Source organism: Pedobacter aquatilis, assembly GCF_032678405.1.
Lineage (GTDB): Bacteria > Bacteroidota > Bacteroidia > Sphingobacteriales > Sphingobacteriaceae > Pedobacter > Pedobacter aquatilis_A.
The window spans coordinates 148,518-163,693 of sequence record NZ_JAVTSJ010000001.1; the positions used below are offsets into that span (position 1 = coordinate 148,518).

The 15,176-nt window shown below is 35.8% G+C and carries 14 protein-coding genes; 10 read left to right on the forward strand and 4 right to left on the reverse strand.

Annotated features, from left to right (window positions below; all coding sequences use genetic code 11):
- Nucleotides 1–18 precede the first annotated feature (18 nt).
- Nucleotides 19–2,088, reverse strand: a complete 2,070-nt coding sequence (locus tag R2R71_RS00630; protein ID WP_316829301.1) for a TonB-dependent receptor — start codon at nt 2,086–2,088, stop codon at nt 19–21.
- A 165-nt stretch (nt 2,089–2,253) separates the two neighbouring features.
- Here R2R71_RS00630 and R2R71_RS00635 point away from each other — a divergent pair, with 165 nt between their 5' ends.
- Entirely contained in the window at nt 2,254–3,204 is a 951-nt protein-coding gene (locus R2R71_RS00635; protein WP_316829302.1) for an AraC family transcriptional regulator, read from the forward strand.
- Nucleotides 3,205–3,216: 12 nt separating this feature from the next.
- Here R2R71_RS00635 and R2R71_RS00640 read toward each other — a convergent pair whose 3' ends face one another.
- Complete coding sequence (locus tag R2R71_RS00640) at nt 3,217–4,227, reverse strand: LacI family DNA-binding transcriptional regulator (protein WP_316829303.1); 1,011 nt, start codon at nt 4,225–4,227, stop codon at nt 3,217–3,219.
- Between the two features lie 144 nt (nt 4,228–4,371).
- Between R2R71_RS00640 and R2R71_RS00645 the strand changes: the two genes are divergently transcribed.
- The 9 genes from R2R71_RS00645 (at nt 4,372) to R2R71_RS00685 (ending at nt 12,520) form a co-directional block, all read left to right on the forward strand.
- On the forward strand, nt 4,372–5,724 hold the full coding sequence (locus tag R2R71_RS00645; RefSeq protein WP_316829304.1) for a Gfo/Idh/MocA family protein: 1,353 nt from the start codon (nt 4,372–4,374) through the stop codon (nt 5,722–5,724).
- A gap of 127 nt (nt 5,725–5,851) precedes the next feature.
- Complete coding sequence (locus tag R2R71_RS00650) at nt 5,852–6,946, forward strand: MBL fold metallo-hydrolase (protein WP_316829305.1); 1,095 nt, start codon at nt 5,852–5,854, stop codon at nt 6,944–6,946.
- A 49-nt stretch (nt 6,947–6,995) separates the two neighbouring features.
- Complete coding sequence (locus R2R71_RS00655; protein WP_316829306.1) at nt 6,996–7,358, forward strand: hypothetical protein; 363 nt, start codon at nt 6,996–6,998, stop codon at nt 7,356–7,358.
- 123 nt (nt 7,359–7,481) lie between these two features.
- Entirely contained in the window at nt 7,482–8,216 is a 735-nt protein-coding gene (locus tag R2R71_RS00660) for a hypothetical protein (RefSeq protein ID WP_316829307.1), read from the forward strand.
- 1 nt (nt 8,217) lies between these two features.
- Nucleotides 8,218–9,141 carry a tRNA (adenosine(37)-N6)-dimethylallyltransferase MiaA gene (miaA, locus tag R2R71_RS00665; protein ID WP_316829308.1) on the forward strand — a complete coding sequence of 308 codons (924 nt, stop codon included), beginning with the start codon at nt 8,218–8,220 and terminating at the stop codon, nt 9,139–9,141.
- A 122-nt stretch (nt 9,142–9,263) separates the two neighbouring features.
- Nucleotides 9,264–9,770, forward strand: coding sequence for a hypothetical protein (locus R2R71_RS00670; protein WP_316829309.1), 507 nt, complete (start codon nt 9,264–9,266; stop codon nt 9,768–9,770).
- 157 nt (nt 9,771–9,927) lie between these two features.
- A complete protein-coding gene (locus R2R71_RS00675) occupies nt 9,928–10,470 on the forward strand; it encodes a hypothetical protein (RefSeq protein WP_316829310.1) in 543 nt (180 codons plus the stop codon).
- A 96-nt stretch (nt 10,471–10,566) separates the two neighbouring features.
- A complete protein-coding gene (locus R2R71_RS00680) occupies nt 10,567–11,094 on the forward strand; it encodes a DUF3347 domain-containing protein (protein WP_316829311.1) in 528 nt (175 codons plus the stop codon).
- Between the two features lie 136 nt (nt 11,095–11,230).
- The gene (locus R2R71_RS00685) at nt 11,231–12,520 is read left to right on the forward strand and encodes a citrate synthase (protein WP_316829312.1); all 1,290 of its coding nucleotides are present in this window, start codon (nt 11,231–11,233) and stop codon (nt 12,518–12,520) included.
- An 85-nt stretch (nt 12,521–12,605) separates the two neighbouring features.
- On the opposite strand, the gene R2R71_RS00690 is transcribed toward R2R71_RS00685, so the two are convergent.
- Nucleotides 12,606–13,727 carry a DUF3667 domain-containing protein gene (locus tag R2R71_RS00690; protein WP_316829313.1) on the reverse strand — a complete coding sequence of 374 codons (1,122 nt, stop codon included), beginning with the start codon at nt 13,725–13,727 and terminating at the stop codon, nt 12,606–12,608.
- 24 nt (nt 13,728–13,751) lie between these two features.
- A complete protein-coding gene (locus R2R71_RS00695) occupies nt 13,752–15,137 on the reverse strand; it encodes a nucleoside permease (protein WP_316829314.1) in 1,386 nt (461 codons plus the stop codon).
- Nucleotides 15,138–15,176 lie beyond the last annotated feature (39 nt).

Sequence of the window (15,176 nt, forward strand, 5' to 3'; positions counted from 1 at the left end):
TTAATTATTAATTCATTATTATTTGCTCCAGTTGTAGGTTAAACCCAAAACATAAGAGCGCCCGTAGCTTGATGGTATCGATGCACCACCTGTACTATGTGCACCACCTGAAGCAGTTGAAGTATTTGTTAGTTGTGTAACATCAAAAATGTTTTTAACACCAGCATTTAATGTAAGTCGTTTATAAAAATTCTTACTCAGCATTAAATCAGCAAAACTGAAAGCACCGATTTTTGTAGGTAAATAGGCAAGGGCAGCACTATTTGGGTCAGTCTGAAAACCTAGTTTTTCTCCGGTGTATTTATAAAATAAACTGATGTTTCCATCCAGGCTGTTAATGGCGTAGGTAAGGTTGGCTGTAACTTCGGGCGACCATACAATCTTCTTGCCTGAAAAAGATGCCGCTTCAGAGTAATCATGAAATGAACCGATATAAGATACACCAAGATTAGCCTGTAAATTTTTAAAGATGAAAGTATTATCTAATGTTGTACCTATGGTTTTAAAGTTGCTGATGTTTAATAATGTGGTGGTAGAATTATCAGCAGGGTCGATACCGAAATCGATTTTATTCTTAAACTTATTAAAAAATCCTGCGAGTGTAGAGCGGAATTGTATGTCTTTTGTGCTAATTCCCGACCAGGCCAATGAACCATTAAAGCTGTTGGATTCTTCTGCCTTTAAATTAGGGTTACCTAAAATATTATGGCTGGCATCCACAAAATCATAGTACAACTCCCGTAGCGCAGGCGAACGAAATCCCCTGGCATAAGCTAATCTTAAGTCGAAGGCTTTTGAAAGCTGAAATTTAGTGTTCAATGATGGAATTACCGGAGGCGCATCGTAAACAGAATTTTTAATAAACCTTAATCCAGGACGGATATTTATCCCATCAGCAGGTTTAATTTCCGATGAAATAAACAATGCATAATCGTTAATAACCGGTGAACCTTCAATTCTTTGCCCGGATGCCGCATCTCTGTTGTATTCAAACCCAGGTTGAAACGAAACTGTATTGTTCAGCTTGTAAATTGCAGTGGCCCTGAAAATAGTTGCATTAAATTTCGCAGTATCCTGCTCACCGGCATCAGTAGTTAGTCTTTCCGTATTGTTGGTGAAATTATGGTTCACCGTACGGGTAGATCGCTGCAAATCCGTGTAACCCGCAATGGCTGTAAGCTGAAAATTCTGGTTAACTTTCCATTCAGACTGAAGCTGTTGGGTATATCGTTTGGTTGTATAGGTAGCGAGCTTCCCCTCATAGGTATTTGGGTTGATACCAAAGCGGGCGTCAATATCTTCATTTAGAGCATCTAAGCGGTACCAGATATTAAAGTTCTCATTCCTGTAGCCAATTTTGGTGTTACCAAGCCATTGTTCTTTGGGTTTCCATTGCGTACCCCAGTTATTAAACTCTTGCAGGAAAGCTGTTTTTGGAGCCAGGTTCCATCCGCCAAAGTCATTATGTGAAGCCCCAATTAAGGCTGACCAGCCTTTCTTCTGCCAGCTAACACTTAAATTCTGATTATGTAAGCCATTACCTGTAAACGCATGGTATTGCTTACCTGCCGTTTCCTCCTGTACCCTGGCACTTATGCTGAGTAATGATTTCCCAGCATTTTTGGTTATAATATTGATTACGCCAGCAAGTGCATCAGTTCCATATACAACTGACATCGGTCCTTCTACAATTTCAATTCTGTCGATGGTATTGATATCAATTTGGCCAAGGCTTTCCCTTGCATCCGACCGATCAACCATAGGCACGCCATCGAGTAGAATTTTAATGTTTCTTCCGGTCATGCCCATCAATGATACATCAGTAGTACCCAGGGTCAAATCATTTGTAAACCTGAATCCAAGTTCGGTATTTAACACTTGTTGCAAATTGGTAGCTGCTCTTAACCTGATTCGCTCAGCACTTATTGTTCTTACATTGTAAACTGAATTTTTTAAAGTTTGAGGCCCGTATTGACCTGTTATAACAACATCTTTTAGATCTTTTGCCTGCGTTGTATCGGATTTAACCTCCTGACTTATAGCACTAAATCCACAAAACACTAAAGCAATTGATAAATATACTTTCATTTATTTAGACTAATTATAAATAATTGTGCAAATTTGTATATAATCAGTTAAAGCGGATAACGTGAAACGGATAATTAATAACGCAATACGGATTATTAAGAAGTATTCTAAATAGTAGTTTATGGAATATGCTTTTTATCAATGATTAACAGCAACTAGCAAAAAATGAAGTTTAAATTAACCGATGCTCAAAGCGGAAAGCTACTTATTGAAGATACTTATCCAAAAAATTTCGATACAAGTTTAGGTATTGAAGAATTTGCTAAAACAATTAAAGGCCGTAACTATACCATCGTTGTGAAAGAAACATGGTTTTCTGGTACCCATATAAGCCATGTTAAAACAAATTCGGAAAAGCAGATACAGGTATTTTTCGAAAATGACAGTCCAAACATTGCTTTTTTATTTTGTCTGGAAGGAGGGATGAAGTGTAGTAACGAAACTAATGGTGAAGTAATCAGCTTAAGTAAAAACCAGCAATCTATTAATTTAGGCTTAAAAAAGCAGGTAGTTAGTTTTAGCAAGCCAACCGAATACCTATATATACAGCTTACCGATATCCATTACAGAAATTTAACTGGTGTGGAATTTAAAAAAGATATAAGCTATTATGATTCGCAGGCTATAGAACCTGAGATCAGGCTGATTTTAAATGCTATTGTAAATCAAACAAAGCATAAACGAATTTTACGGATTTACATGGAAGCGAAAATTTATGAGCTACTTTTTTTATTAATCAACAAGGCGATTAATAAAACACAGTTATCGCTAAAAAAACACGATATCGACAAAATATTAATGGTAAAAAGAATATTAGAAGAAAATATACAATCACCCGGTTCGCTCATCGAACTTTCGCATACTGCCGGTATAAACGATTATAAACTAAAGATCGGTTTTAAAGAATTAACAGGCTACACCGTATTTGGCTATCTCAACAAAATCAGAATGGAAAAGGCATTTTACTATTTATCTGCTGAAAAGAAAAGTGTTAGTGAAGTTTCTTATCTGGTAGGTTATAAAAATGCACAACATTTTACAGTAGCTTTTAAAAAAGTGTACAATATTTTACCTGGCAGCTTAAATAAAAATAAGTTTTTTCACGCAAACGTTTGATTTTGTGCGACCTTATTTTTCATTAACAATCAGGTCAGATTCTACAATTGTATTGTAAAAGGCCTGATTTTCGGGGTTTGGGCTATTGATCAAATCGAGCAGGATGTTAGTTGCTTTTTGCCCCTGGAGGTATGGATTTTGTTCGACAGATGCAATTGGCGAATAATCTAAATAATCCATTATTGGCAAGTTGGCATAACTTACAATGTCAATTGATTCGGTAAGGTTTAGTTTTTTTAAATACCTGATTAAAAACAAGGCAACGTAATCGTTAAATGCAACTATCGCCGTTGGCTTCCGCTTATGATTAATTAAAATATTTGCGGCCTCAATGGTTCCCGTTTCGGTTAAATCGCAATTAACAACCAACGATGGATCGAATTTTAATCTGTTAAAGTTAATTGCCTGCATGTATCCATCTTTTCGTTCACCGCTGGCAAATAAAGTTGCAGGTCCATTTATTAAACCGATTGATCTGTGTCCCTTCTTTAAAAGAAAATTAACTGCTTTTATTGTTGCACTTTCCAGCGAGCAAGCTACATAATGAATATTTTTAAAAGGAGGAATCCGATCGAAGAATACAACAGGGATATTAAAAGCTTTCAGTTTTTCGAAATGATCGAAGTTTGATGTGTCTTTGGTTACAGAAACCAGTAAACCATCTACACGTTGATTTTTCATTTTTTCGACCAACCTTACTTCTTTCTCAAAATCATCATGCGATTGGGCGAAAATTACGGTATAGTTTTTTTTCAATGCCTCATCTTCAATAGCTGAAATGGCCGTAGAAAAGAAATGCTCAGATAGTTTTGGTAAAATTACCCCTATGGTGTAGGTTTTGCCTTTTTGAAAAAGGATAGCCGCATTATTCGGCTCGTAATTTAATGATTTTGCAAGCTGCTTAATCTTTTCGCGTGTAACCGCTCCAATACTGGGATGATCATGCAAACCTCTTGATACGCTTGATGGCGAAAGGTTTAAGATTTTGGCGATTTCCTTAATTGTAGTTGGCTTCGATTGCATTTTGGTCGCTAAGCTATACAAAATTTGTTACTGTGTAATAATACGAAATTAATCAAACGTTTGCGTTGTTTTTTAAATGCTTTTCTTTTCTGCCAGTACTTAAAAGTTTATACATTCGGGTCATAAACATATACTAACCACTTAATGAACAGAAGAGAATTTGTAAGAAACACAGGCTTAACAACGGCAGCATTTGCAGCCATTCCTGATAAAACTTTGTTTGCAGCAGCAGCTGAGGAGAAAATTAAAGTTGTAATGATAGGCGTTGGCCTGCGTGGACAAAATCATCTTGATTTACTTTTAAAAAGGAAGGATGTAGATTTAGTGGCGATATGTGATGTTGACGACAGAATGCTGCAGATGAGCAAGGCTATTATTGCAAAGAGTGGTAAAGCGATGCCTAAAATTTTTACCGGAAGCCAGGATGCATGGAAAAAAATGCTTGAACTAAAAGGTATTAAAGCAGTTGTGATCGCAACACCATGGGAACTTCACAAACCAATGATTTTAGGTGCCATTGAATCAGGTATTAAGTATGTGGCAACTGAAGTAATTTTAGGTATTAACCTTCAGGATCATTGGGATGTTGTACATGCTGCAGAACGCAGTGGTGCACATGTAATGATGCTGGAAAATGTTTGCTACCGCCGCGATGTTATGGCTGCATTGAACATGGTTCGTCAAGGAATTTTTGGTGATATGCTTCATCTTCAGGGAGGATACCAGCACGATTTAAGAGAGGTAAAATTCAACGATGGCGTTAATCCTTATGGTCATGGTGTAGAGTTTGGTGAGAAAGGGTTTTCAGAAGCTAGATGGCGAACAAATCATTCGGTTTATCGTAATGGCGACTTATACCCGACACATGGCATTGGCCCCGTTGCTCAATGTATTAACATTAACAGGGGTAACCGCTTCGTTAAATTAAATTCATTCTCAACAAAATCACTCGGTTTACATAAATATATTGTAGAAAAAGGTGGGGAAACACATCCTAATGCAAAGGTTAATTTCAAATTAGGCGATATTGTTACCACTACTATTGGTTGTGCAAATGGTGAAACGATAATCCTGCAGCATGATACCAATTCGCCACGCCCTTATTCTCTTGGATTTAGATTTCAGGGCACTAAAGGTTTATGGATGGATGTAAACAAAGGTGTTTACGTAGAGGGCGTTAGTAAGCCTCATACCTGGGATGATGCAAAGCAATGGCTTGATAAATATGATCATCCTCTTTGGAAAAAATATGGAAACGATGCACAGGGTGCCGGGCATGGTGGTATGGATTTCTTTGTTATCCATGCTTTTATTGAAGCGGCGAAACGGGGAGAGGCAACACCTTTAGACGTTTACGACGCTGCAGCCTGGAGTGCAATTACGCCATTGAGCGAGCAATCTATTGAAATGGGAAATGAAACAATTGATTTTCCGGATTTTACTGGCGGACAGTGGATGAGCAGAAAGCCTATTTTTGCATTAAACGATGATTATTAACAAAAGTCATTATTCTGGATTGTATATATAATAGCATACTGGTCGGCTAAAAGAAGAAATTTATTTTGCTTTTAGCTGACTTAACAGTTATCTCAATTTATATAAATTAGAGGCTTAAAATTTTAAGATGATCTTAATTTATATCGTTGTTATTATTGCAATACTTGCATACCTTATTTTAAATCTTCCGGTATTTGGCCGTTTACCAAAAGGAAGCCGATTAAAAGCCATTCAGCACCTTCCCAATTACAAAGATGGGGCCTTACAAAATCTATCAGTTACACCGATGCAACCCGAAGGGGTTAGTTTTTTTGAGATTTTCAGAAAATTTCTGTTTGGGAAACATCCTGGCAAAATCCCCTCAAAGCCTTTAAATACAATAAAACCCGATTTAAACACCAAGGCCAAAGGTGGGGCTCCTGAAATTATCTGGTTTGGTCATTCATCTTATCTTTTAAAATTAAATGATAAAAGAATTTTGGTCGATCCGGTATTTAGTAAAGCACCTTCACCGTTTTCTTTCATAGGCAGTAAGGCGTTTCCGGGAACTGACTTCGTAAAAGCTGAAGATTTTAAAGATATTGATATACTCGTGATTACCCACGATCATTACGATCATCTTGATTACCAGAGTATTTTAAAAATAGCACCGAATGCAAAAACAATTGTTACTTCCATTGGGGTAGGATCGCATCTCGAAAAATGGGGGATCTCTCCTGATAAAATAAATGAGCTTTGCTGGGATCAATCAATTGCCTTAACCGATTCATTGAAATTTACTGCTGTGCCTGCACGCCATTTTACAGGAAGAAAATTCAAACGAAACCAGACTTTATGGTCTGCCTTTGTGCTCGAAGCTGATAATTATAAGCTTTTTATTGGTGGTGATTCGGGCTTTGACACCCATTTTGAGCAAATTGGAAATACTTATGGTCCTTTTGATATTGCTTTCCTGGAGTGCGGACAATATGATTTGATGTGGCCATATATCCACATGTTTCCGGAACAGACTGTTCAGGCGGCCATTGATTTGAAAGCCAAAATTTTAATGCCGGTACATTGGGGAAAATTCAGCTTATCCATGCATCCATGGACTGATCCGATAGAAAGGGTTACTGCAGAGGTTGAAAAGAAAAAAGTAAAATTGATCACACCAAGGTTAGGTGAAACTGTTATTTTAAACAGCGATTTTCCCACTGAAAAATGGTGGCTTAAGCAATAAAGCTAAACAATACTGCATTAGGTATGTTTATTGTTTATACTTTATAATTATGAAAACCGACCTAGTAGAAATTTTCCAGACCATAAGAGCAGGATTACACCCTTACGCCACCCGTGGTTATACCGTACATGAAAACTCAGAAACCGGATATGATTTATACAGTGAGAAAAATGTGGAGACTGATGGTGAAAAGGTTACAGAACGCTTTTTTGCCGGAGTTTACATTAATGGGAATCAGGTGGAAGTGAAATTAAACACAGAAGATTTTAAAGCTTCGGGAAATGATCTTGTTGATTTCGGTGATAAAAAATCAGGGTTAAAAATTGATGCTTTAAATAATGAAAAACTTAGAGCGACAGAAACGTTTATAGAAATTATCCATACAAATTTTAAAGAAAAAGAATGGATTTAAACCTGTTTTCCCGCTGAAAAACTAAATTTGCGTTATCAAAAACATAATCTGATTTAGTTGAATAGCTCAAGCGCAAAATCTGACATACAACCCAATGACTGGCACAACCATTTTCTAACCGCATTGTCGGATCAGAAAATGGTTTTTGAGTTTAATCAGGACGAGTACACATTAATATCTTTCGCTGAATATAATCTTATCATTAACCTTGTTGATATAAAAACTAACTATTGTGCCAAAGCGTTGATTCAACTTCAGGAATCAGCCATTATGAATGGTAAAAAACTTATTCATTTATGGGAAGACGTCTGGTTAACCAAACCTCAGCAAGTTTTATTCAGGCTACATTCGCTATTGGGTAAAAACAGAAAAATTCATGGGCGAAAAACAAAAGTTGCCAAAATTACTAAACCAGAAGCAGACTTGTTTTTAAGTGAAAATCATTTACAAGGAGCGGTAAGCAGCCGTTATAAATTGGGGTTGTTTTTAGCAGAAGAATTAATTGCCGTGGCTACTTTTTCAGCACTTCGTAAAATGAATCATACGGTTGATTATAAATCGATCGAATTAATCAGGTTTGCTGTAAAAGGCGGTTACACGATTACCGGAGGCTTAAGTAAGTTGATTAAGCATGTTGAAAAAGCATTAAACCCAGATGATATAATGACTTATGCAGACCGCGACTGGTCAGCGGGTGAGGCTTACCTGAGGCTAGGCTTTGAACAAACTAACATATTAAAGCCTCAGCACTTCGAATTAATGGAAAACCTGGGTCGTAAATTAATTACTAATCATGCAGCTGAATATAATAATACGGTGTTTAACACTGGTAGTTTAAAATTCATTTTAAAATTCTGATATGCCTGACAATACATTGATCATTATTTTAGGTGCAACTGCATCGGGGAAAACAAAACTTGCCGTACAAGTTGCAGAGGCGTTGAATGGCGAAATTATCAGTGCCGACAGTCGCCAGATCTTTAAGCAAATGGATTTGGGAACAGGTAAAGATTTATGGGAATACAATATAAATGGTGTTCAAATACCATATCACTTAATTAATATTCTTGAACCAGGTGAAAGGTATCATGTAGATGCATTTAAAAATGATTTTTATGAAGCTTTTGAAAATATCAGCAGCAGAAAAAAGTTGCCAATCCTTTGTGGCGGAACCGGAATGTACATCCATAGCATTTTACAGCATCAACCTTATACTGCAATTCCCGTTAATATCAAATTGCGGGAGTCGCTCGAAATGCTTGATAAAGAGCAATTGATCATTAAGCTTAAAGATTATCCTGAAAGTAATACGAAGCATGCCGATACTTCATCAAAGAAAAGACTAATTAGGGCAATTGAAATTGCTGAGTATTTAAATCATAATGAAGTAAAGGAAACTGAACGTCCACCAGTTAAAGCGATAGTTTTTGGATTGAAAAATGAAGTTGAAGTAACCAGGGCAAAAATTATTGACCGGCTTGAGCAAAGACTACAGAATGGTATGATCGAGGAAGTAAAAGATCTTATATCGAAAGGAGTAGCTAAAGAAACATTAATTTTTTATGGTTTAGAATATAAATTTATTGTGAACTACTTATCAGGTGAGCTGAGTTATGATGAACTTAAATTGAGGTTAGGTATTGCGATTTGCCAGTTTGCAAAAAGACAAAATACTTTTTTCAGAAAGATGGAAAAAGATGGAATTGAAATAAACTGGCTCAATGCTTCATTACCGATTAACCTGCTAAAACAACAGATTTTAGAAAAAGTTTCAATACATTAAATATTCCTATTTGTGAGTTAAATATGACCTAAATGTAGGTTTAAATTATTAGAAAAAGCTCCTTTGGCACAGCATTTGTAAATATTTCGGCATACGTTTAACTCAAAATAATTTATCTTAAAATGAAAACAATTACTAAGATTATTGCTACTTCAGCAGCTGTTGTAGCTTTATTTTTCTCTACAAATGCAAACGCACAATCAGCAGCCAGAAACTTAGGTATAGGTCTTAATGTTGGAGCAGGTACTACTACAGGATATGGTTTAGTTATTGGTGGTGATATCAGGTATCAATTCAATGTTGATAAACAATTATCTATCCCAGTAACTGCGGGTTACAATAACTTTTCTATAAAAGATACCTATGGAGGTGGCAGCTTTGGTGTTATTCCTGTAAAAGCTGGTGCTAAATATTTCTTCAATGATTCAGGTTCAGGAGCTTATGGTTTAGCTGAACTTGGTGCTGGTTTTGGAACCAATAAAGGTGCAGGAACTGCGTTTGTTTATTCGCCAGCTATTGGCTATGCCTGGAGCAATGGTTTAGATTTAGCAGCTAAATATGAAGGTTATTCAAATAATGGCAGCATCGGCTTTGCCGGAATCCGTTTAGCTTATGGGTTCTCATTATAACAATAGATTATAATAAAGAATAAAATAAAAAAGCCTCCGGATTTTCGGAGGCTTTTTTATTTTTCAGAAATTTCAAAAAAATCATTTTTATTAAATCTGCATTTAATGTATTGTCGTATATAATGTAAACCTATTATTTACTTTAATACATCTTCAAATGAAAACAACTACAAGATTTTTTGCAATAGCCATAATGATGGCTTTTGGCATTACCTCAGTCTCAAATGCTCAAACAATGACTACAACATCAACTACTAATAGCGGTATGGCATTTAAAGTAGGCATTGGTGCACAAGCTGGTATTTTTCCTGATCGATCGGAAATGGATTATGGTTACGGAGCTGATTTAAGATTACAATATGATTTGAGCCCAGCGGTAGCTGTTACTGCTTCTGGTGGATACACTAAATTAAAATGGAAGGGAAGTCCATTGAATTTCGAGTTTATACCGTTGGTAGGAGGTGTAAAAGCTTTTGTTATCGATAGAATGTTTCTCACTGGTGGGCTCGGTACGGGACTTGCATTGAAAGATGGTGCAAACATGAATTTTATTTATACTGGCGGGCTTGGTTACGAATGGAACAATGGCTTAGAAGTTGGTGCAAAGTATGAAGGTTATGTTAACAACAGTGCTTCAGATTTATACTTTATGAGAACGGGGCAGTTTGCGCTGCGATTAGGATATAATTTTAAATTATAATTAAAACATCATATAATCAGGGCCTCCGAAATTTTCGGGGGCTTTTTTTATTTATTTAATATTTAAATTGCTATTTTGAGCGCAAAACCAAATACAATGAAACGAATATTCGGAATCGCGATATTAACAGCACTCATGGCATGTAATCAGGCAGAGCAGAAAACTGTTGAAACCAAAGATTCTATCCAGGCTGATTCAACAGCTAAAACTGATGTAGTAATTAAGGATGAAAAGAAGTCAGAAATTTTTAATCAATATGTAGATTTAAAAAATGCATTGGTAAACTCATCAGCTGCTGATGCACAAAAATTGGCTGGAAAATTACAACAAAGCCTTACCGCTTACGAAGGCTGTGAAAGTACAGCAAGCATAGCCAAGAAAATTTCAGAAACTAATAATATTGCTTTTCAAAGAAAGGATTTTACGGCATTAAGTATGGATTTAATTGCTTTTATAAAGTCTGGAGAAATTGAAAGCGGAACAATTTATGTTCAACATTGCCCTATGGCAAATAAAGGTGATGGTGGCGATTGGCTGTCAAAAGAAAAAGAAATCAGAAACCCTTATTATGGTAAAGAGATGCTTGAATGTGGCAGGGTGGTAGAAGAAATTAAAACGAAATGAGAAAAGCAGGGTAAATCTTAAATTAATCATGATTGTTACGTCATACAGACCTAATTTTCATATTAATTTAACAGATTTGTTATGCATGTATATTAATTTTATATAATTTAGAAAGCTATAAACATAATACAATAATATGTCAGATATTGCAGAGATCAAAGTTGATGGTAAGACAATAGAATTGCCAGTAATAACAGGAACGGAAGATGAAAAGGCCATTGATATTTCAAAATTAAGGGATCAAACGGGCTTTGTAACTTTAGATACTGGTTTTAAAAATACTGGTTCGACAAAAAGTAAAATCACTTTTTTAGATGGTGAAAAAGGCATCTTAAAATATAGAGGTTATGCGATCGAAGAACTCGCTGAAAAATCGAGCTTTTTAGAAGTTTCTTATCTAATTATTTACGGCGAGCTACCTACACAAGCACAACTTGATGAATTTCAATTAGACATCAGTAAGCATACGCTTATTCATGAAGATATGAAAAAGTTTTTTGATGGTTATCCGTCAAGATCTCACCCAATGGGTCAGTTGGGTTCGTTAATCTTCTCTTTATCAACATTTTATCCGGAATGTTTAAAGCCTAACCAAACCGCTGAAGAGCAAAACTTAACCATCATTAAATTATTGGCTAAGTTGCCAACTATTGTATCTTTTATTTATAAGAAATCTTTAGGCCACCCACTTATTTATCCTAAAAATAAATACGACTACGTTACCAATTTCCTTTGGATGACTTTTGGCCAACGTACTGAAGATTATGAGGTAAATCCGATTGTAGTAAGTGCAATGAATAAATTATTAATTCTTCATGCAGATCACGAGCAAAATTGTTCAGCATCTACAGTAAGAATTGTAGGTTCTTCTGACTGTAATTTATACGCTTCTGTTGCAGCAGGTATTGCGGCTTTATGGGGACCGCTTCATGGTGGTGCTAACCAGGCTGTAATTGATATGTTGGAATTGATTAAAGCTGATGGTGGTGATACTGAAAAGTGGATTGCTAAGGCTAAAGATAAAAACGATCCTTTCCGTATGATGGGTTTTGGACACAGGGTTTATAAAAACTTCGACCCTCGTGCTAAAATTATCAAAAAGGCTTGTGATGATATTCTTGAAAACTTAGGTATTGATGATCCGATTTTAGATATCGCTAAGAAATTAGAAGAGGCAGCCTTGACCGATCAGTATTTCATCGACAGAAAATTATATCCAAACGTTGATTTCTATTCTGGAATTATCTACCGTGCATTAGGTTTCCCTTCAGAAATGTTTACCGTATTATTTGCATTGGGCCGTTTACCAGGATGGATAGCACAATGGAAAGAAATGCACGAAAACAAAGAGCCGATCGGTCGCCCGCGTCAGATCTATGTTGGCGAAACAGATAGAGATTTCGTTGCCATCAAAGACAGAAAATAATAATAGTTCATAATTTTATAATTCAATAAAAAGCCCTTCGGAATAGTATTTCGAAGGGCTTTTTATTATTTTTCGTAATCTTAATTTAGGTAGCTACGTAGTAGATTAGATTTAACATAACCATTTCTGATAGGCTGAAAGCCACGTAGTAAAGAATAAAAATCATGATCATTTTACCGATAACCTTTTTGCGTTGGTAAAATACTTTAAGGGCATTAAACATGTACCATAAAATCCACGCAACAACACCAAGTTCTAATATGGTAGTCATAATCGTATTGGTTCCAAAAACATACTTAATTAATGGCTGAGTAAATATGGAAACAATAAAGTAAGCGGTCATTCCGTGAATGGTGAAAATCAGGTGATCCAGGTAATAAATATGGTTCCTTCTGAAATTCCACATAATGAACAGCGCCAATAAAGGCATTAACAAGAAGTACTGTTTAGGGCGGTTATGCTCCATTGTTTCCTGAATAACTTCTGATTTGGCACCAATAGTAATGGAACGTTTTTTCACGAGCCGCTCAAACCAATTGTCACGTTCAATGATCGGTAATCTTTTTTGCCGTGCCAAATAAGCATCATAAGTGCTATCATTCCTGTTATCGTGAATGACTGAAAACTTCGAAATAATCTTTTTAAGTGAATCTGTTCTGTTTGCTTTATAATTCTTCTTTAAATCAGCCAGAACAACATCTTGTTCCTGAAAGCTGAGTTCTTTAAATTCTTCTTTATCGAAATCTTCGATAATCCCTTGTTTAACTTTGTTTACAATAGGCGATTCATCATTGTTTATACCTGCTTCAGATAATCTTTTGTTTACCGTATCTAATGCAGCTTTTTTTTCGGTTCTGGTATGCGTATCGTCATGATCTACTTCTTTCTTTTTATGCTCAGGAGAGTACGCCACCAAAAAGTATACAATTGAAACAAAAATATACATACTCACCGGATTAATGTACCTTGCTCTTTTACCAGCTAAATAATCGAGGGTAACTTGTCCGGGTTTAGTGAGGAGCGGGGTGAGGGTTTGGAAAAATTTATTGTCGAAATGAAAGTAATGGGCTATACTGTGACTGATAAAGCCCCAGAAGCTTTCTTTTAATTCTAAATTAGGTTGACCGCAACTGCTACAATAATGGGTTTCTACATGAGCACCACAGTTTAAACAATTATGTTCTTTTCTATATTTTCCGGCAGACATATGGTAATTTGGAGCGTAATAATTTTAATGAGTAATCGCGTCAATAGCTTTTTCTTCGGCTTTGGTATGTTTATGTTTAAATAGCAGTGCAAACAACACAGTAATAACTAATGCATAGATAGCGAATGTTAACCATACGCTATGCCAATCTTTAACAGGTATGGCTCTACTGAGCTGTCCATTATCTAAAACTGATATTCCTTTCGAACCTAAAAAATCTAATAAAAGCTTGTTACTGGCATCAGAACCTACCAAAGAAGCTATTTCCTGTATGCTGGTATAAGCTTTTGTGAAATACTTATCTATAATCCAACCTGAAGTTAAACTTCCTAATATTGCGCCAAAACCATTAGTCATCATCATAAACATACCTTGTGCAGATGAACGTGTTTTGGGTGTTGTTGAAGTTTCAACAAATAATGAACCAGATATATTGAAGAAATCAAAAGCCATTCCGTACACAATGCAACTCATTATTATCATCCATAAGCCATTGGCAGGATTACCAAATGCAAATAATCCAAATCTGAAAACCCAGGCCAGCATTGAAATTACCATTACTCTTTTGATTCCATAACGCTTTAAAAAGAAAGGGATAGCTAAGATAAACAGTGTTTCAGATATCTGTGAAATTGACAATATTAAGGTTGATCGCTTAACTACATAAAGTTCTGCATACTTCGGAAACATTTTAAATTCATCAAGAAACACATCTCCATAGGCATTTGTTAATTGTAAAGCTCCTCCCAAAAACATGGAGAATACAAAGAATAAAGCCATTTTGTAATCAGAGAATAACTTAAAAGATTCTAAACCTAGTTTTTGTACTAATGTTTTTTTCTCGCTTATTAAATTAGATGGTTTACAAGCCGGTAAAGTGATTGAGTAGGCACCCAAAGCCAAAGCGCTTATTCCTGCAATATAAAATTGGTTTGCACTGGCTTTATTTCCAGTCAGGTTGGTAATCCACATAGCGACTATAAAACCTACTGTTCCCCAAACCCGTATTGGCGGAAAGCTTTTAACGACATCAAATTCACTATTTTTTAGCGTAGTATAGCTTATTGAATTACTTAATGCTATTGTTGGCATGTAAAAACACATAGCCAATAATATTATCCAGAAAAAAGTATGCGGGTTATTTACTTGTGGTAGATAAAACATAACGCCGGCATAAAAAATATGCAGCACAGCGTATAGTTTCTCTGCATTAATCCATTTATCAGCAATGATGCCTGTAAGGGTAGGCATAAATAAAGAAGCAATTCCCATTGTAGAAAAGATAATTCCAAAATCGGCACCATCCCATTGCTTGGTTCCAAACCAATAATTCCCTATAGTTATTAGCCAGGCAGCCCATACAAAGAATTGCATGAAACTCATAATCGTTAAGCGAAACTTAACATTCATATAATAATAATTTAGTTTGTTTTGTAAAGGCTGAATATA

Bases quoted from the DNA above. Each gene is read 5' to 3' on its own strand.
- R2R71_RS00690 (WP_316829313.1), bottom strand. From the start codon at position 13,727: ATGTCTGCCGGAAAATATAGAAAAGAACATAATTGTTTAAACTGTGGT.
- R2R71_RS00645 (WP_316829304.1), top strand. From the start codon at position 4,372: ATGAACAGAAGAGAATTTGTAAGAAACACAGGCTTAACAACGGCAGCA.
- R2R71_RS00675 (WP_316829310.1), top strand. From the start codon at position 9,928: ATGAAAACAACTACAAGATTTTTTGCAATAGCCATAATGATGGCTTTT.
- R2R71_RS00680 (WP_316829311.1), top strand. From the start codon at position 10,567: ATGAAACGAATATTCGGAATCGCGATATTAACAGCACTCATGGCATGT.
- R2R71_RS00655 (WP_316829306.1), top strand. From the start codon at position 6,996: ATGAAAACCGACCTAGTAGAAATTTTCCAGACCATAAGAGCAGGATTA.
- R2R71_RS00635 (WP_316829302.1), top strand. From the start codon at position 2,254: ATGAAGTTTAAATTAACCGATGCTCAAAGCGGAAAGCTACTTATTGAA.
- R2R71_RS00695 (WP_316829314.1), bottom strand. From the start codon at position 15,137: ATGAATGTTAAGTTTCGCTTAACGATTATGAGTTTCATGCAATTCTTT.
- R2R71_RS00685 (WP_316829312.1), top strand. From the start codon at position 11,231: ATGTCAGATATTGCAGAGATCAAAGTTGATGGTAAGACAATAGAATTG.
- R2R71_RS00640 (WP_316829303.1), bottom strand. From the start codon at position 4,227: ATGCAATCGAAGCCAACTACAATTAAGGAAATCGCCAAAATCTTAAAC.
- R2R71_RS00670 (WP_316829309.1), top strand. From the start codon at position 9,264: ATGAAAACAATTACTAAGATTATTGCTACTTCAGCAGCTGTTGTAGCT.
- R2R71_RS00630 (WP_316829301.1), bottom strand. From the start codon at position 2,088: ATGAAAGTATATTTATCAATTGCTTTAGTGTTTTGTGGATTTAGTGCT.
- R2R71_RS00650 (WP_316829305.1), top strand. From the start codon at position 5,852: ATGATCTTAATTTATATCGTTGTTATTATTGCAATACTTGCATACCTT.
- miaA (WP_316829308.1), top strand. From the start codon at position 8,218: ATGCCTGACAATACATTGATCATTATTTTAGGTGCAACTGCATCGGGG.